The following is an 18,550-nucleotide window of genomic DNA, read 5'->3' on the forward strand; positions in this document are numbered from 1 at the left end:
GCAGATTTCCCTTTACCAAGCCCGGCTGATACAAAAGCCAATAATATCGTGGAGTGCTTGATGCATAGGAGAGGGTGGGAAAATCTTCAGGGCGGCCTTTGCCTGGTCGCCGTATGTACGTGCCCGCTGTGCGGTAGCTTCCAGGGCACCATGGCGTTGCATCAATGCCATGGCCTGCTCCAGATCTCCGTCATGCTGCTGTAGCTCCCCGAGCGTCCGGCTCCAGAATGCACGTTCGTCACTGTTGGCCTGTTGCAGAGCCAAGATAACCGGCAGGGTAATTTTGCCCTCACGGAAATCATCGCCAACGGTTTTGCCCAGGCGCTCTTGGTCGGCGGAGTAATCCAGGCAATCGTCTACAATTTGGAATGCCAGCCCCAAGGCCATGCCATATGCGTAAAGAGCATTGGCCTCGGCATGTGTGCGTCCGGCAACCTCTGCGCCAACCTTGCATGCGGCTGCAAACAGTTCTGCCGTCTTGCCGCTGATGACCTCCAAATAAGATTCCTCGGTTGTGTCAATATCATTGGTGGTGATCAGCTGCTGTACTTCGCCTTCGGCAATGACGGCAGAGGCATGGGACAGGATGCCCAGGACGGGTAGGTTGCCAACTTCGACCATCAGCTCGAAGGCCCGGGAGAACAGAAAGTCCCCGACCAGAACGCTGGGCTTGTTACCAAAAAGGGCGTTGGCGCTGGCTTGGCCACGACGGAGGATGCTCTCGTCCACCACGTCATCATGCAGTAGCGTGGCTGTGTGGATGAACTCTACACAGGTTGCCAGGCGAATGTGGTCTTCTCCATCCTCATAGCCGCACAGACGCGCGCTTGCCAAGGTCAGCATCGGGCGCAGACGTTTGCCCCCGGCCGCAACAAGATGGCCTGCCAACTGGGGGATGAGGGCAACCGGGCTTTGCATGCGCTGGACAATTGTTTCGTTGACGCGTTTCATGTCATCGGCAACAAGGTCGCTCAGCACATCCAGTGCGTTGGTATCTACCGTCTGCGGACAGGCTATTGTTTCGGCGTTTGGTGGGTTGGTCACGGCCAATCCTGAATAATCTGGAGGAGTTACAGTGTGCGCCGGAGCATAGGATTTCAGCGCTGTTGCGGTCAAGGAGCAATGCCTCTGTGGTCATAAATGCTTTTTGTGCGGTCTGATGCCGGTGATGGTTTCCGGTCACTTTGTCAGGATATAAAACGGTAACCAGAATGATAAAGGCAATGGTGGAAGAGAATAAGTTGCTGGGAGGGCGTGTGCGCCTTCTTCAGCCTTTGGAGGGTTATCGTGTCGCGCTGGATCCTTTATTTCTGGCTGCGGCTGTTCCCGGGTCCGGCTGCGGGAAAGTTCTGGATGTAGGAATGGGAACAGGGGCGGCGGCCTTGTGTTTGTTGGCGCGTCTGCCGGTTGATTCCCTGTGTGGTGTTGAACTTGTTCCGTCCCATGCCGATCTGGCGCGACAGTCGGTTCTTGCCAACGGGTATGAGGACCGCTGCAGCGTCCTGTGCGCAGATTTGCGCAGCAGACCTGCCCCCGTTCCCGGATCGTCGTTCGATGTTGTAATTTCCAATCCCCCGTATCACGGACAGGGTACTTTTCCTTCCGATCCAGGGCGCGCGCATGCCCACATGGAGGATGTGCCCCTTCGGGACTGGATTATCTTTTGTCTGCGCTGCCTGAAGCCAGGTGGGTGGCTGGTCGTTGTGCATCGTATGGATCGTCTGGGGGAAATGCTGGCAACCTTGCAGGGGCGTGCTGGTGGAGTGGAGATCATTCCCTTGTGGCCCCGCGTTGGTCAGGAGGCAAAGAGGGTGTTGGTCCGTGCCCGCAAGGGGTCCGGTTCGCCGTTGCGTCTTTTGCCCGGTCTGGTCCTGCACCATGCTTCCGGTGACTTTACCGATGCGGCGCAGGCTGTCCTGCGTGATGCTCTTTCTGTGGATACGGCTATGGCCTTGTCGTAGTACGCGGGAAAGCGCGAATGGACCCCGTCTCAAAAGGGATTTGACCGTATGTGTCGGGGCAGGTAGTTTTCAGGTTCCTTTCAACCCTGTGGTATTGTACCCCCCGGAACCTTGTCGTATGCCCGCACTAGGCCCTTTGTCCAAATCCCCCAGTTTCCAGCAGCTTGTTCTTACCCTCCAGCAATTCTGGGCCGGTCACGGCTGCGCAATCCTTCAGCCCTATGACATGGAGGTGGGTGCGGGGACTTTTCACCCCGCAACAACCTTGAGGGCTCTGGGTCCAGACCCTTGGAATGCCGCATATGTTCAGCCTTCACGCCGTCCGACGGATGGGCGCTACGGCGAAAATCCCAACCGCTTGCAGCATTACTATCAGTTTCAGGTCATCATGAAGCCGTCCCCGGACAATATCCAGGAGCTTTACCTGGACTCTCTCCGGGCACTGGGCATTGATCCTATGAAACATGACATCCGGTTTGTCGAGGATGACTGGGAAAGCCCGACGCTCGGGGCTTGGGGCCTGGGGTGGGAAGTGTGGTGTGACGGGATGGAGGTGACCCAGTTTACCTACTTCCAGCAGGTTGGCGGCTTCGAGTGTAACCCGGTTCCGGCCGAGATTACGTACGGTCTGGAGCGCTTGGCGATGTACATCCAGGGGGTCGAGAACGTCTATGACCTGGATTTCAATGGAGCTGGCGTAACCTATGGCGACATTTTCCACCAGGCCGAGGTCGAATATTCAGCCCATAACTTTGAGTATGCCGATACCACCATGCTGTTAAATCACTTCCGTGACGCTGAAAAAGAGTGTCAGTCCCTGTTGGCTGTCGGGTTGCCGTTGCCGGCCTATGACCAGTGCATCAAGGCATCCCACCGCTTTAACCTTCTGGATGCGCGCGGGGTCATTTCTGTAACAGAACGGGCGGCCTACATTGGTCGCGTACGGGCTTTAGCCAAGGCGTGCTGCGAAGGGTGGCTGAAAGCGCGTGGTCATCTTGTTGCGGCGGAGGGCTGATATCATGGCGCAGTCCCTTTTGCTTGAGCTTCTGTCCGAGGAAATACCGGCCCGTATGCAGGCTACTGCGGCTGAGGCCCTGGAGCGTCTGGTTTGTGACGGGCTGCAGAAAGCGGGCTTCTCTGCTCCGGAGCCCCGGACATACGTGACACCACGCCGGTTGACGCTGGTTATTGATGGCCTGCTCGAGGCCACGCCGGATGTCTCGGAAGAGCGGCGCGGGCCGCGTGTTGATGCACCGGAAAAGGCGATACAGGGTTTTCTGGCGGCCAACGGTGTAACTCTGGATCAATGCGAGAAGCGTGAAACGCCCAAGGGAACGTTTTTGTTTGCTGTTGTTTGCAGCCGCGGGCGGCCTATGTCATCGGTCCTCAAAGAGGCTATTGAAGGAGCTTTGGCTTCTTTTCCGTGGCCAAAGTCGATGCGCTGGGGGACTGGGCCGCAGCGCTGGGTGCGTCCGCTGCATTCTATTCTGTGTCTCTTCGGGGCCGAGGTGGTTCCAGTCTCTTTTGCCGGTCTCGTTGCCGGTAACGTAACGCGGGGGCATCGCTTCCATGCGCCTGCCGTTTTTTCGGTTACAGGTCCTGCGGACTATTTTGAGAAACTGGCCGCCGCCAAGGTTGTTCTGGATCCGGCGCACCGCTCTGCCTTGATCGAGGCTGCGGCCACAGATCTGGCCAATCGTCACGGGGTTCGCCTGAAAGAGGATGCCGCCCTTTTGCGGGAAGTCACGGGGTTGGTTGAATGGTCTGTTGTGCTGAGCGGGGCTATCGAAGATGTCTTTATGGATCTGCCGGCCGAGGTTCTGACAACGTCCATGCGGGCACACCAGAAATATTTCTCCACTGTTCAGGATAATGGTTCGCTTGCTCCACGGTTTATTGTTGTCTCCAATATCGAAACAGAAGATGGAGGGCAGCAGATTATCGCTGGTAACGAGCGTGTTCTCCGCGCGCGGTTGTCAGATGCCCGTTTTTTCTGGGACCAGGATCGCAAGGTCCGTCTGGAGGCACGTGTTGATACGCTGCGGGAACGGATTTTTCATGCCCGTCTTGGCACAGAGTGGGAGAAGGTAGGGCGTATCCGTTCCTTGGCTGCAATGATTGCCGGGTATGTGGGGGTAGACTGCGCTCTTGTTGATCGTGCAGCTCTTCTGGCCAAAGCTGATCTGTCTACGGGTATGGTCGGTGAGTTTCCCGAGCTACAGGGTGTCATGGGGCGTTATTATGCCCGGGCTGACGGAGAGCCTGATGCTGTGGCTGATGCCGTTGCGGAGCATTACAGCCCGCAGGGTCCGTCGGATCGTTGCCCGTCAGCTCCGGTTTCGGTATGCATTGCCTTGTCGGACAAGATTGATACCTTGGCTGGCTTCTGGAGCATTGACGAGAAACCAACCGGATCAAAAGACCCGTTTGCCCTGCGCAGGGCAGCTCTCGGGGTTATTCGGCTTGTTCTGGAGAATGGCTTGCGCCTGCCGTTGCGTGCTGTATTCCTCAAGGCGCTGGATGCTTACAGTGTGCCGCGTGTTGCGTCGTCGGATGTCTTGGCCACAGATCTGATGGCGTTCTTTGCGGAACGATTAAAGGTTTTTCTCAGAGAGAAAGGCTTGCGGCATGACTTGGTGTCAGCGGTTCTCTCCCTTGGTCACGAGGATGATCTGGTCAGGCTTGTGAAGCGGGTGGAAGCCCTTTCCGGTTTGTTGCGTTCGGATGATGGTGCCAACCTGCTTGCTGCGTGGCGGCGTGCGATGAACATTGTCCGTATAGAAGATCGGAAAGACGGGCCGCACACCGGGCCTGTTGATGTTCGGTCCTTGGTTATGGATGAGGAAAAAGCCCTTGCTGCTGCGTTGTCGGTGACGGAACCTGAAATTCATCAGGCTCTGGATGACGAGGATTACCAGAAGGTGGCTGTCTTGGTTGCGGGATTGCGTGGACCGGTTGATGCTTTCTTTGAGAATGTGACGGTGAATGATTCTGATCCTGATTTACGCCGCAATCGGTTGCGACTTTTGTCAGCCGTCGGTGCGGTAACGGTTGGTCTTGCAGACTTGGCATTGGTCGAGGGAAGTGGCCCGGTTGCTGAGGCCGTGGTGTAGAGAAGTGGCCGGGCTTGTCCCGGCCATTTGTTCAAGGTGAAGCCCGGGTGTCATACCGGGTAGACAAGAAGTCAGACAGGACAAGGGGCGCAAGGATGTCCAAGTGGGTCTATGTGTTTGGTGGTGGACGGACCGAGGGACGTGCCGGCATGAAGGATCTGCTGGGCGGCAAGGGTGCCAATCTGGCCGAGATGGCTGTGATCGGGCTTCCGGTTCCTCCCGGTTTTACCATTACGACTGATGTGTGTACATTTTACTATGCCAATGGTCGCACGTATCCTGCTGGCCTGGATGATGCGATCGAGGCAGGGGTTGCCCATATTGCCTCGGTTATGGGGGTGTCTTTCGGGGACCGGAAGCAGCCGCTTCTGTTGTCGGTTCGGTCGGGGGCCCGTGCTTCCATGCCCGGCATGATGGATACCATTCTTAATCTTGGTCTGAATGACGATACGGTTCTTGGTCTGATTGAGACATCTGGCGATGCGCGTTTCGCATGGGACAGCTATCGCCGTTTTGTGCAGATGTATTCCGATGTCGTTCTGGGGATTGGACACCATTATTTCGAGGAGTTGCTGGAAGATCTCAAGGCTGATCGCGGGTATGTCCTTGATACCGATCTTCAGGCAGGAGACTGGAAGGAACTCTTGGGTTCCTATAAGGCATTGGTTATGCAGCGCTCTGGCGCGCCTTTTCCGGATGACCCGTACGATCAGCTACGCGGCGCAATCGGTGCCGTCTTCTCCAGCTGGATGAACCAGCGCGCCATAACGTACCGTCGTTTGCATGATATTCCGGAAGCGTGGGGAACGGCTGTCAATGTGCAGGCTATGGTGTTTGGCAACATGGGGAGTGACTGTGCGACCGGTGTTGCCTTTACGCGTGATCCCTCGACCGGTGACGATACGTTTTTCGGAGAATATCTGGTCAACGCCCAAGGAGAGGATGTCGTGGCTGGCATCCGGACGCCACAGCATCTGACAATTCGGGGAAAACAGGCCAATCAATCTGATCTTCCTGCCTTGGAAGAGCTTATGCCAGACGTATTTCGTCAGCTGGATGCGATACGCCGTATTCTGGAAAAGCATTATCGCGACATGCAGGATATTGAGTTTACAGTCCAGCGCGGGGTGCTGTGGATGCTGCAAACCCGCACAGGCAAGCGTACACCTGCTGCTGCCTTGAAGATTGCGGTTGATCTTGCACGTGAGGGGCTGATCACGCGTGAGGAAGCCGTTATGCGGGTTGATCCGGGGCAGGTTGACCAGCTTCTGCATCCGATGCTTGATCCACGGGCTGTCCGTGATGTTCTGACAACAGGCTTGCCGGCCAGTCCCGGGGCTGCTTCGGGTAAGCTGGTTTTTACCGCAGCCGATGCAGAGGCATGGGTTCGCCGGGGGGAGAAAGTTATTCTGGCGCGTGTTGAAACCAGCCCGGAAGATATAGGCGGTATGCATGTGGCCGAAGGTGTTCTGACATCCCGTGGGGGGATGACCAGTCATGCGGCTGTGGTTGCCCGTGGCATGGGGCGTCCCTGCGTTGCCGGGGCCGGAGCTGTGCGGATCAATATCACGGATCGTGTGATGACTGTGTTGGGACGTGAAATCCGGGAGGGAGATATCCTGACGCTGGATGGCTCGACCGGTCAGGTTATTTACGGAGCTGTTCCCATGGTTCGTCCGGATCTGGGGAAAGACTTTTCCCTTTTGATGGAGTGGGCGGACAGCATCCGCCGTATGGGCGTCCGTGCCAATGCGGAAACACCTGCTGACGCGCGCGTGGCTCGTAGTTTCGGGGCTGAAGGGATTGGCCTCTGTCGTACAGAACATATGTTCTTTGAGCCTGGACGCATTGTGCATGTACGTCAGATGATCCTGGCCCGGGATGAGGATGGCCGACGCCAGGCGCTGGATCTTCTGCGTCTGTACCAGAGGGCTGATTTTATCGAGATCTTCCGTATTATGCACGGGCTTCCGGTCACGATACGCTTGCTGGATCCACCTCTGCACGAGTTTTTGCCCCATACAGATGCCGATATTCAGGAGGTAGCTGACTCTGCGGGCGTTGACGTGCGTACTGTACGCCAGGCCATTGCCCAGATGGCTGAGTCCAATCCTATGTTGGGGCATCGCGGCTGTCGTCTGGGGATTACTTTCCCTGAAATTTATGCAATGCAGTGTCAGGCTATTTTTGAGGCTGCTATTGAGGTTTCTCCCAAGGATGCACCGTCCATGGTGGAAGTGATGATTCCCCTTGTTGCAACCCGTCGCGAACTGGAGCTGACAAAAGCGATTGTTGATCAAGCTGCCAAGGATGTCTTTGCCCGGTGTGGGAAGACGATTCCTTACAAGGTTGGCACCATGATAGAGCTGCCACGCGCAGCTCTACGTGCAGGTGATCTTGCTGATGATGCTGAATTCTTCAGTTTTGGAACCAATGATCTTACCCAGACTGCTCTGGGAATCTCGCGCGATGATGCAGCTCACTTCATGGATGCCTATCATCGTCATGGCGTTTATGCCAAGGATCCATTCGTATCGATTGACTGCGAAGGAGTGGGTGAGCTTGTCAAGATTGCAACAGTTCGTGGGCGTGCAGCTCATCCCGGGTTGAAGGTTGGTGTGTGTGGTGAACACGGCGGCGATCCGGATTCGATAGACTTTTTCGAGGGCATTGGACTTGACTACGTGTCGTGCTCTCCGTATCGCGTTTCCATCGCACGCTTGGCTGCAGCACGTTCAGCCTGTCGTCGTATAGGGAACGGGCATAAGGAGCTTGTAGACAGTACGGCGTGATGGGGTGATCATGACCAGAGGGTGTGCTGTGTTGTCTTGGCGGAATAGTCAAGCTGGCATACGTCCCGTTTGTCGCTTGGTTTCCGCTGTGTCACAGTGATTTCTGCGGGTGGGTATTGTACCTGCACCTTGGCGCGTGGCAGTAAAGCGGGCACCTGATATGACAAGTCTTTCCAGTCATAAAGGCACATTGGGTACAGAGGCATGGGTTACAGAACGCGGATTGCAGGATGCAGCGCGTGTTGTACCTGCGGTTTCTGATGCTGTTTTGGCCCATATTTCATCTGATGCGGTGGATGGATCTTCGGGTGTGTCGTCCTTCCGCGCTCGTTGGGATGGGCTGTTGTCGGTTGGTGTGACGGAGTATCCCGAACCGCATCTTCCGCAGGATCCGGTTTATCGGTTGGCTACGTCCATGTTTTTGTCCATGGCCTCGTCTGCCCTTGCCCGTCAGTTCCGTTTTCGTCCATCCCGTTGTGATGCTGCGATCCGTAGCCTGCATGGACGTGTTGTGCCTGATCTTATGGAGACCTCAGGCAGCGAGAGTGTTCAGGCTATACCTTCTGCAGCAAAGGATGCGCATTCCATTCTTATTCTGCGGCAGATGGCTGATACAGCAGCTGATGTCAATGATGCAGCCGTTGTTCTGGCGTCACTATCTCGTAACTCGCATATTACCAGCAGTTCGGGTGAAGCTATTTCCTCTGCTGCGACCGAACTGCTGGCCAGTGTCGAGGAAATTGCCCGCAACAGCGGCACTGCCTCGGGTGAGGCATCTGCCGCGGACGCCTTGGTCAGGGAAGGGGTCAGTGATGTCGAAAGAGCACGGAATGCGATCAGGGATATTGCGGGGGCCGTTGAGCAAACAGCCTTGAGTGTGAGTGATCTGTCGACGGCTTCCGAGCAGATCGGTGAAATTCTGGTTGTGATTGAGGCCATTGCAAGCCAGACGAATCTGCTTGCCCTGAATGCTACGATCGAGGCAGCCCGTGCCGGTGAGATGGGCAAGGGCTTTGCTGTCGTGGCAAACGAAGTGAAGACGCTTGCCAATCAGACAGCGCGGGCGACGGAAGATATTACCCGTCGTATTGATGCCTTGCGTGTTGGCATGACAACTATCCGTGAAACGATGGCGCGTTCGACGCGTGCTGTTGACATGGGGCGTTCTGCGATTGAGTCCATCCAGGAGAAAATGCACGCCGTATCGTCACAGGTGACAGAGGCAGCACGGCAAATGCAGGAGATCAATACAATACTGGGGCAGCAGAAGGAGGCAACTGGTGAAATTGCCCGCAGTATTACCGCCGTTGCAGAAATGTCGCGTGACAATGTAAGCTTGGTGACAAAGGTCGCAGACAGTATCCACTCCAGTAATGATGCTGTCAGCAAAAGCGCCAAGGAGTGGTTCGTCGAAGGATCAGCACAAGGATTGTGCGAAATGGCCCGCGTTGACCATATTCTTTTCAAGAAGCGGGTTGTTGATGTTTTGATGGGCAATGGGGAGTGGCAGCCCACAGACGTTCCGGATCACCATAGCTGTCGCCTGGGGCGTTGGTACGATGCCTTGAATGATCAAAGAATCAAGGCGCTTCCGGAGTATGCTGCCCTGGAGGGGCCTCACGCCGCTGTTCATGCTGAAGCCCGGAAAGCGCTTCAGGCGTGGTATTCCGGAGAGCGCGACAACGCTCTTGTGCACCTTGACGAACTGCATGAGGCAAGCCGGGCCGTCATTTCCCTTCTCAATGCCTTGTCACGCAAGCTGGATTAACCAGCCTTTGTTAACCTTGCCTCAGCGGTTGTCCGGAAGGCGCAGCCAAGCGGGAGGGCAGGGTTTCAGGCGCATGGTGTCGCAGCGTAAATCATCCGCCTGGATGGCATCCAAGCGTACAATGCCCATGGCAAGAAAGCCTGTTCCGGTCTCGTCAGTCGTGCTGCTGCGTATAGCGCCAACTACCTGACCATCAGGCAGAGTTATCGGGCTGTTGCTTTGTGGAATGGTCTTACCTTCCCCGCGCAGGGGGACAAGGCGTTTCTTTGTCAGGTGCTTCCACTTCATGCGGGCGGTTGTTTCCTGGCCAACGTAGCAGCCCTTGCGAAAATCAACACCGCCCAGTTCATCGAAGCCATATTCCAGCAAGAAGCCTTTCTCGGGTTCTATGTCCCGGCTACCATCAGGCAGGCCGTTGCGTATGCGGTTTTGCTCCCATGCGGCTTCGGTCATGTCAGTTGTGGTCAGCCCTGTCTCTGAAATGGCCTGGCGCGATGCAACGATGCGTATACCACCGGCTGGCAGGCGCGGGTCCATGCAGGCGATGCCATCCCCGAATGTGATTGTATCGCCTGCGTGGCTCAGGTTCTTCAGTGGCCCATGAAATGGTGGCAGGGTACCAAAGACGGCCAGGTCCGGTGCGGATTCCAGGATGACCTTGGCGCGAAGCCGATAGCGCAGGAGGCGTGTCCGCAGGTCTTCCAGTCGCTCCCGCTCTCCCTCCAGCAGCAGGGTGTTTCCAAGCTGGTAAATGAAGAAGTCATGCAGGAATTTTCCCTGTGGGGTCAGCAGGGCTGTCCACGCGCTGTGGTTCTCCGTAACCGTACGAATGTCGGCAGAAACCAGCCCCTGCAGGAAGGCGCGATGGTCATCGCCGGACAAGATCAGGGCGCCTCGGTGAGCAAGCTCATGAAACGGAGCAGTTTCTGGTGACATTCGTGGTCTCAGGCCTGTCAGTTCTGTGATTATGCCCCGATTATGTGGGCGGGCTTATGGAGTCAAGCAAGAGAAAAGTCCTGTCGGCCGTGTTTTTCAGTCGGTTGGTTGACCGGGGCTGGTAATCTGGTGTGCAACCTCTTATAAGCGAAAGCATTCGTTGGTCGCCCGGCTGTTTTCTTGGACATGCGCTTTTGCTTTCTTGATGGCACTGCTGATTACAGTGTTTTCTCCCCCGATCATCATGCTTTGGGTGGTGCGGAGAAAGCTTTGCACGGGCTGGCTGATGCCTTGTCAGCTCGTGGGCACGGGGTTTCTGTTGCCTGTCGTGTATCCCGGCGCGTTGAGTGCAACGGGATAGCCTACGTTCCTGTAGCCGAGGCGACGGATCTTGTTGCAGATGTTTCTGTTGCCTTCCGGGATCCGGGCTTGCTGGGGCAGGTGTCGGCGCGTCGGCAGTTGCTCTGGGTTACGGCATCACCTGAATATATGGCGCATCCGGCTGTGCAGGCGCGTATCCTGGCTACGAGGGCGGGCGTTCTGTTTTGTGGTGCTGCTCAGCATTGCCGTTGGAGTGGAGACGATCCCGCTTGGATTATGCCGGTTGGGGTTCGCTCCCCCTTCTTGGGCCGGGGTACGGGAGTGCCTGCCTCTATTGATCCTGTCGCGGTTGTTACCACGCATCCGCAGCGTGGGCTGGACCGCCTTCTGGATATTTGGTGTGACCAGATCAGGCCCCATGTTCCCGGGGCAAGGTTGTTGGTCGTGTCACGTCTCCTTGGATCCGGTCCGGATTATGTGCCTGTGGTTCTGATGCCCCTGTTTGAGCGCGTCAAGGCTTTGGCCAGTAAGGGCGTTGAAGTCTGTCTTCCGCCCGGCGATCTGGGTCTGTCCACCCTCTGGTCCCGTGCACGGTTGCATCTTTACCCTACGTGTGATGATGACATGTGCTGCTGGACACTGGCCGAAAGCCAGGCATGCGGCGTTCCTGCCGTTGCTGGTCCAGCTGGGGGGGCTGTTGACCGTGTAGAGAACGGTGTATCCGGGTATTGTGTCCCCGATGATGCGGCACTGGCTGGTGTGGCTGTGCAGATTTTACAGGATGATGGTGTGTTTTCTGGTTTGTCTGCAGCAGCAGGGGCGTCGTTCCGCCATCGATCATGGAATGATGCGGCTGTTTTTCTTGAGACTCTTGCCGCCGAGGTTTGTGTATGAGCCGTTTGTTGTTTGTCACCTCGACCCGGATCGGGGATGCGGTTCTGTCTTCCGGTCTTCTGGCTCATTTGGTTGGGGTCATGCCGGGGGTTCGTGTCACTGTTGCCTGTGGTCCTTTGGCGGCTCCACTGTTCTCGGGTTTGCCTGAGCTGGAACGCCTGATCATCATGGATAAACGCCGTTGGGGCGGGCATTGGCTGGATTTATGGCGACAGGTTGCCACAACCCGCTGGAATGTCGTGGTTGATCTGCGTCGTTCAGCCTTGGCATGGTGCCTTCCCGTTGCAGGGCGGCGACTGGTTCCCGGTCGTGATACCGCAGCGCTCCATCGGGTTCGGGCTGCCGGTGCTCTTGTCGGTTTGGTGGATGATCCCCCTTCGCCTGTTTTGTGGACTACAGGCGATGATGAGCAGGAAGCATGTCAGCTCATTCCTGATGGTTCACCGGTTCTGGCCGTCGGGCCAGCTGCAAACTGGCCTGCCAAGATCTGGCGTGCTGAGCGTTTCGCGGAACTTGTTGCGCGCCTGACCGCACCGGATGGCATCCTGCCGGGTGGGCGCGTTGCCCTTTTCGGTGCACCGGATGAACGCCACCAGGCAGAGCAGGTTGCCCGTACCCTTCCATCGGATCGTTGTCTTGATCTTGTTGGCCGTTTGTCTCTTCCTGTTGCGGCGGCCTGCCTCCGGCGCTGTTCTCTCTATGTTGGCAATGACAGCGCGCTGATGCATATGGCTGCTGCTGCCGGTATCCCGACACTTGGTCTCTTTGGTCCCAGTGACGAGTGCCTGTATGGTCCATGGGGGCCAAATGCGGCGTTTGTTCGTACGCCGGAAACCCTTCAGACCATCTATCCTCCCGGGTTTGACCATCGCAAAACGGGGACCCTGATGGATGGCCTTGCTGTCGAGAGTGTTTTTAATGCCGCCTGTCAGCTATGGAGGCGTACCCGGTCATGAAGGAATTGCCCCGGCTTTCAGCCTTGGTTGTCGTCCATAATGAGGAAGAGCGTCTGCCAGCGTGCCTGGAGCGCTTGACATTTGCTGACGAGATTGTGGTTGTTCTTGATCGGTGTACCGATCGTTCGGCTGATATTGCCCGTTCTGCCGGGGCCAGGATGATAGAGGGCGCCTGGCCGGTTGAAGGCGATCGTCGGAATGCGGGCATAGAAGCATGCCGTGGAGACTGGATTCTGGAAGTGGATGCAGACGAGCACGTATCGCCAGCCTTGGCTGCGGAGGTTCGTGCCGTCATTGCATCCTCCCTTTTCGACTGGCACGTTGTTCCCGTCGACAATTACATTGGCACACGCTTGGTCCGTCATGGGTGGGGATCCAGTTTCGGTAAGGCAGGGTGCCCGGCACTTTTCCGGCGTGGCGTGAAAATATGGGGCCGCCAGAGGGTTCACCCGGCTCTTCAGTGGTCTGGTACGCGCGGTCCGGCTCTGACAACTCCGCTGTTGCACTATGTTGATCGCAATATTTCCGATATGCTGCACCGTCTTGACCGGTATACTTCAGCGCGTGCTGTTGACCTGCGGGAGTCCGGCCAAGCAGGATCTCTGGCCGGGGCTATCCGCTCGGCACTATCGCGTTTTTTACGGGTCTATCTGTTCCGCAAGGGGTATCGTGAGGGGCGTATGGGGTTGGTTGTGGCCTTGTGTACGGCGCTGTATCCGCTGCTTTCGTACATAAAGGCCATGGAGGAAACGGAAGAGGTTTAAACGTCTCTTGCAGGAGGCGAGCCGTCCGTATGATGACAGGAGTTGTGTGCCACAGATGGTAAATCTTCGGATCCTGCAGGCTATGGCCGGTGCCCCGAATGGTGGAGCGGAGCTGTTTTTCGAGCGGCTTGTTCTGGCCCTTCATCGTGCCGGTGTCCAGCAGCACATACTCTTGCGTCCGGACAGCAACAGAATGGCCCGCCTGCGTGAGGGGGGGCTTGATCCGGTGGCTCTTGGCTTTGGCGGACGGTTTGATTTTTCTACACGCCGCGCTTTCCGTCGGGAAATTGAGAGATTCCAGCCAGCAGTTGTGCTGACCTGGATGAACAGGGCGACGTCTTTTTGTCCGTCCAGAACGCAGATCTCTGTTCCGTTCGTGCATGTTGGTCGCTTGGGTGGTTACTACGACCTGAAGCATTATCAGTCGTGTGATCATCTAGTGTGCAATACCCGTGATCTTGTTGACTATGTGACAAGTCACGGCTGGCCGGTAGAGCGAGCCCATTACCTACCCAATTTTGTTGATGAACGTACGGCGCCGCCGGTCAATCGTGCTGAATTTTATACCCCTGACCGTGTGCCTATTGTTTTTGCACTGGGGCGGCTGCACGAAAACAAGGGGTTTGATACCCTGATCCGTGCGTTTGCGCGTTTGTCAGACGTGTATCTGTGGATTGCCGGTGATGGGCCGGAGCGGGAACGCCTGGAAGCACTGGCTTATGAAGTCGGTGTACGCCCGCGTGTCCGTTTCTTGGGATGGCGCGATGATGCCCCGGCTTTTCATGCCTCGTGCGATCTGTTTATATGCCCTTCGCGCCACGAACCCTTGGGGAATGTTGTGCTGGAGGCCTGGGCGCAAGGTCGGCCTGTTCTTGCGGCGGCAAGTCAGGGACCGGCAGCACTGATCAAGCATGGCGTGAATGGGCTTTTAACCCCGGTGGATGATGTTGATGCGATGGCGGATGCTATTCGTCAGGCCTTGCGGGATCGTGATCTTCTGGCGCGTCTTGCCGAAGAGGGGCGGAAAAGCTTCACGGAAGAGTTTACCGAAAGTATTGTTGTCGGCAAGTACAGGGACTTTTTTGCCCGGGTGTCGGCCTGATGTGTGGCATAGCAGGTTTTTTTGCCGCCCATGGGGCGGTGCCGGAGGCTGGGCTGAGAGCTATGGCCGATGCCTTGGCTCACCGTGGTCCCGATGGTGTTCATGTGCATGTTGATGGCCCTGTCGGGTTAGTACACACTCGCTTGGCCATTATTGATCCTGCTGGTGGTGACCAGCCACTGTTCTGGCCCGGTGGCCGCATTCTGGTCGCCAATGGCGAGATTTACAATGATCCATCTGTCCGCAAGGATATGCCAGCTGCTCCTTTCCGTACGGGTTCGGACTGCGAGAGTCTTCTTGCCCTGTATGATCGCCAGGGTCTTTCATTTCCGGCGTCTTTGCGGGGCATGATTGCCTTTGCCTTGTATGATTCTGCGGAAGACATACTACTGCTTGGGCGGGATCCATTCGGGATCAAGCCATTATACGTGGTTGAGCATGCTGATGGCGTCGCCTTTGCGTCCGAGGCTCAGGCGCTGGTTGCGGGTGGTTTTGTGGCTCCGTCTCTGTGTGCAGATGCTGCTGGTGAGTTACTTAACCTTCAATTCACAACGGGAAGTCGGACGTTGTTTGACGGTATTCGTCGTCTGCTTCCCGGCGAGATGATCATGATCCGCAAGGGGCGTATTGTTGACAGCTGCCGTCAGCCCTTGCCATTACGCAGCAGCCAGCCTCCTCTTGAAACGGAAAGAGAAGCTCTTCGGGCTTTGGATCAGGCTTTGATGGACAGTGTTGCCGTGCACCAACGGTCTGATGTGCCTTATGGCATGTTTCTGTCCGGAGGTGTTGACAGTGCGGCTCTCCTGGCCTTGATGTCCCGTCTAAATGAGCGCCCGGTTCTGGCCTTTACGGCGGGTTTTCCGGAAACGGGTGTACACGATGAACGGGATCATGCGCGTTCTCTTGCCCAGGCTGTCGGGGCGGAGCATATCGAACTGTCGGTAACCGATCGGGATTTCTGGGACTGTTTGCCCCGGATTGTTGCCTGTATGGATGATCCGGCGACCGACTATGCCATTATCCCTGTTTGGTTGCTTGCCCGGGCAGCACGTCCCTATGTAACGGTTGTTCTGTCTGGTGAAGGAGGGGATGAGCTGTTTGCCGGTTATAGCCGTTACCGAGCAGCTTCACGGTCGTGGCCTTTTACCCGGGCGATGCGTCGTCGTGGACTGTTTGAAGGGTTGGGCGGAAATCTCGGTCGTTTCCCTTCATGGCGTACCGGCTACCAGGCATCCGAGGAAGATGCGGCTCGTACGGTTCATGACCGTCTGTTGCGTGCGCAGTATATTGATTGCGCGGATTGGCTTCCCAACGATCTTTTGACCAAGCTTGATCGTTGTTTGATGGCTCATGGTATGGAAGGACGCGTGCCGTTTCTGGATCCGGTCGTGGCCGAGGTCGCTGCCCGTCTTCCACGGTCCCTTAAAATACGTGGAGGGCAGGGGAAGTATATTTTGCGCCGTTGGCTGGAGAATGCCTTGCCTCAGGCCAATCCGTTTGCACCCAAAAAGGGGTTTACGGTGCCTGTCGGGGAGTGGATAGCGGCCCGTGGGCAGGAATTAGGGGCCTTGGTTGCCAGGGGAGAGTTGGCCAGCCGCGTGGCTGATCCTGCTGTTGTCCGCTCCTTGTTTATGGCACCTGGACGGCGGGAGCGTTTTGCCGCTTGGTCTTTGTTATTTCTGGACTTGTGGTATCGCCGCCACATTATGGGGCAGGCTGTGGATGGTGATGTTTTTCATGTTTTATCATCTCCCCCCTAGAGGCGTATAAGGAAGGTTATCTGGCCTGTAGACAACCTTGGGTATATATGCTACCTGTGGCTACTTACAGGCAACAATCAATCCTCCGGGTGTTGTGATGATCCATAACAGCGAACTCTTTGACCTTGTCCTGTCCGGCGGGACCGTCTGGATGCCGGGTGGCCCTGTCCTGACTGATATCGGTATCCGGGACGGGCGGATTGCGGCTTTTGGTTCCTTGGGGACCCGGGGGGAGCGTATTGTTGACCTAGATGGCCTGACCGTCTTGCCCGGTGTTATTGATAGTCAAGTTCATTTCCGTGAACCCGGACTGGAGCACAAGGAGGATCTGGAGACAGGAACCCGTGCCGCTGTCCTTGGCGGTGTAACCTCTGTCTTTGAAATGCCCAATACGCAGCCGGGTACCGTCAGTGCCGAAGACTTGGCTGACAAGTTGTTCAGGGCTGTGGGGCGTTCATGGTGCGATCATGCCTTCTACATTGGTGCGACGGCGGGCAACCTGCAGGACTTGGCAGAGCTGGAACGTATCCCCGGCTGTGCAGGGATCAAGGTTTTTATGGGCTCTTCAACAGGCTCCCTGCTGGTAGCTGATGATAACACCTTGGCCGATGTCTTGTCGCAAGGTTACCGTCGGATAGCTGTTCATTGCGAGGATGAGGAGCGTCTGAAAGAACGCAGGGGCATTGTTGGCGGCGGCGCCGATGTTGCCATGCACCCTGCGTGGCGTGACGAAGAAACTGCCCTTCTGGCAACAACTCGCCTGTTGAAACTTGCCAGAAAAGCACGCCGACTGGTTCACGTGTTGCATGTGACAACGGCAGCAGAAATACAGCTTCTGGCAACATGCAGGGATTTTGCCACCGTCGAAGTGACTCCCCAGCATCTGATGTTTGCCGGCCCCGGTGATTACGAGAGACTTGGAACGCGTCTACAGATGAACCCTCCGATCCGTGACGCAGCGCATCGCGAGGCCCTGTGGCAGGCTGTATCAGATGGTGTTGTCGATGTCATCGGGTCTGATCATGCGCCCCATACCCTGGAAGAAAAGGCACGCCCTTACCCCGACAGTCCATCTGGTATGACCGGTGTCCAGACACTGGTCCCGGTTATGCTGACCCATGTTGCCAGTGGCCGTTTGTCCCTTGCGCGGTTTGTGGATCTAACCAGTGCCGGGCCGGCGCGAGTCTTTGGAATAGCCGGGAAGGGACGGATTGCACTTGGCTATGATGCAGATCTGACGATTGTAGACTTGAAGCAGCGTTGGACGATCAGCGATTCCTGGATTGCCAGTCGCTGTGGATGGACGCCCTTTGACGGGTTTCACGCAGCGGGGCGTCCTGTTCATACGGTTGTACGTGGTGCTTTTGCCATGCGCGATACGATGGTCAGTGGCATTCCTGCCGGGAGCCCCGTTCGTTTCTGTGGTGTACCGGCGCGGTCTTCGGTTCCCGTTGCCTGATATCAGGGCGGGTTCAGGCCCATTTGCCAGAAGTTGCTTTCCAGCACGCAGGCGGTATTGAACGTTCTGACCAAGCTGGCCCAGCGTGGTGATGTTTCAGGCTGATCACCCAGTGCGTTATAGGCAACCCGGTCCAGAAGAGTACTGACCGCGTGGCATACATCCTGATATTCGGGACTGGCGTAGGTCCTTATCCAGTCTGCATAAGGATGCTGCGACAGCATAGCCTTGTTCTGTACTGCCAGTGCATTCCCGATGGCGCCATACCCGAAGACGCACGGAGCCAATGCCACCAGAAGGTCGAGAAGATCACCGCGTAGACCGCAATCCATGACAAAGCGGGTATAGGCGATATTGGCAACCTCTTCATCCGTCTTTTCCAGATCGGACAGGGTAATGCCCTCTGCCTCGCACGTTTGCACATGCAACGGCATTTCGTGTGTGGTCAGGGCATGAACAGTTGAAGCGCATTGGCGTATATCCTCGACGGTTTCAGCCTTGAATGCAGCCAAGGACCATGCCCGCGAGAAGTGAACCAGAAAGATGTAATCTTGCCTGAGATAGTGCAGGAAAGCCTTGCGGGGCAGAGTTCCATCGCCCAGTGCCTGAACAAAAGCATGCTGGGTATAAGCATCCCATGCCTGGCGTGACCGATCCACAAGGCTGTCAATCAGTGGGGGGGGAGCGACTTCAATTTTGGCAGGGTAATGCACGGTGTCGGATC

14 protein-coding genes are annotated in these 18,550 nt (G+C 56.6%); 11 read left to right on the forward strand and 3 right to left on the reverse strand.

Translation table 11 applies throughout. The annotated features are described in order from the left end of the window. Positions 1-12: 12 nt before the first annotated feature. Positions 13-1,017, reverse strand: a complete 1,005-nt coding sequence (locus tag HEQ72_RS00230) for a polyprenyl synthetase family protein (protein ID WP_322099465.1) — start codon at positions 1,015-1,017, stop codon at positions 13-15. A gap of 194 nt (positions 1,018-1,211) precedes the next feature. On the opposite strand from HEQ72_RS00230, the gene HEQ72_RS00235 reads away from it, so the two are divergent. From HEQ72_RS00235 to HEQ72_RS00255, 5 genes are all read left to right on the forward strand, one after another. Beyond that, on the forward strand, positions 1,212-1,961 hold the full coding sequence (locus HEQ72_RS00235; RefSeq protein ID WP_168020689.1) for a tRNA1(Val) (adenine(37)-N6)-methyltransferase: 750 nt from the start codon (positions 1,212-1,214) through the stop codon (positions 1,959-1,961). A 136-nt stretch (positions 1,962-2,097) separates the two neighbouring features. Further along, positions 2,098-2,976: a glycine--tRNA ligase subunit alpha gene (locus HEQ72_RS00240; protein ID WP_168020744.1), complete on the forward strand. Its 879-nt coding sequence runs from the start codon at positions 2,098-2,100 to the stop codon at positions 2,974-2,976. A 4-nt stretch (positions 2,977-2,980) separates the two neighbouring features. Then, a complete protein-coding gene (glyS, locus tag HEQ72_RS00245; RefSeq protein ID WP_168022272.1) occupies positions 2,981-5,074 on the forward strand; it encodes a glycine--tRNA ligase subunit beta in 2,094 nt (697 codons plus the stop codon). Positions 5,075-5,169: 95 nt separating this feature from the next. Then, the gene (ppdK, locus tag HEQ72_RS00250; RefSeq protein WP_168022273.1) at positions 5,170-7,866 is read left to right on the forward strand and encodes a pyruvate, phosphate dikinase; all 2,697 of its coding nucleotides are present in this window, start codon (positions 5,170-5,172) and stop codon (positions 7,864-7,866) included. Positions 7,867-8,026: 160 nt separating this feature from the next. Further along, positions 8,027-9,634 (forward strand): methyl-accepting chemotaxis protein, encoded by a 1,608-nt coding sequence (locus HEQ72_RS00255; protein WP_168022274.1) that lies wholly within the window; start codon positions 8,027-8,029, stop codon positions 9,632-9,634. 21 nt (positions 9,635-9,655) lie between these two features. Here HEQ72_RS00255 and HEQ72_RS00260 read toward each other — a convergent pair whose 3' ends face one another. Beyond that, entirely contained in the window at positions 9,656-10,570 is a 915-nt protein-coding gene (locus HEQ72_RS00260; protein WP_168020697.1) for a YgfZ/GcvT domain-containing protein, read from the reverse strand. A gap of 186 nt (positions 10,571-10,756) precedes the next feature. On the opposite strand from HEQ72_RS00260, the gene HEQ72_RS00265 reads away from it, so the two are divergent. From HEQ72_RS00265 to HEQ72_RS00290, 6 genes are all read left to right on the forward strand, one after another. Next, complete coding sequence (locus tag HEQ72_RS00265) at positions 10,757-11,785, forward strand: glycosyltransferase (protein WP_168022275.1); 1,029 nt, start codon at positions 10,757-10,759, stop codon at positions 11,783-11,785. Beyond that, positions 11,782-12,741, forward strand: coding sequence for a glycosyltransferase family 9 protein (locus HEQ72_RS00270; protein ID WP_168022276.1), 960 nt, complete (start codon positions 11,782-11,784; stop codon positions 12,739-12,741). Before HEQ72_RS00265 ends, HEQ72_RS00270 begins: the two co-directional genes overlap by 4 nt. Next, the gene (locus HEQ72_RS00275) at positions 12,738-13,505 is read left to right on the forward strand and encodes a glycosyltransferase family 2 protein (protein ID WP_168022277.1); all 768 of its coding nucleotides are present in this window, start codon (positions 12,738-12,740) and stop codon (positions 13,503-13,505) included. The genes HEQ72_RS00270 and HEQ72_RS00275 overlap by 4 nt, the downstream gene beginning before the upstream one ends. A gap of 55 nt (positions 13,506-13,560) precedes the next feature. Continuing rightward, on the forward strand, positions 13,561-14,607 hold the full coding sequence (locus HEQ72_RS00280) for a glycosyltransferase (RefSeq protein ID WP_168022278.1): 1,047 nt from the start codon (positions 13,561-13,563) through the stop codon (positions 14,605-14,607). After that, a complete protein-coding gene (gene asnB, locus HEQ72_RS00285) occupies positions 14,607-16,367 on the forward strand; it encodes an asparagine synthase (glutamine-hydrolyzing) (protein ID WP_168022279.1) in 1,761 nt (586 codons plus the stop codon). Before HEQ72_RS00280 ends, asnB begins: the two co-directional genes overlap by 1 nt. 97 nt (positions 16,368-16,464) lie before the next feature. Then, a complete protein-coding gene (locus HEQ72_RS00290) occupies positions 16,465-17,826 on the forward strand; it encodes a dihydroorotase (RefSeq protein WP_168022280.1) in 1,362 nt (453 codons plus the stop codon). Positions 17,827-17,828: 2 nt separating this feature from the next. Here the strand turns inward: HEQ72_RS00290 and tenA are convergent, their stop codons facing one another. Then, positions 17,829-18,539 (reverse strand): thiaminase II, encoded by a 711-nt coding sequence (gene tenA, locus HEQ72_RS00295; RefSeq protein WP_209316149.1) that lies wholly within the window; start codon positions 18,537-18,539, stop codon positions 17,829-17,831. Positions 18,540-18,550 lie beyond the last annotated feature (11 nt).

The sequence above is a fragment of the Haematospirillum sp. 15-248 genome (assembly GCF_012102665.1).
Taxonomy (GTDB): Bacteria; Pseudomonadota; Alphaproteobacteria; order Rhodospirillales; family Rhodospirillaceae; genus Haematospirillum.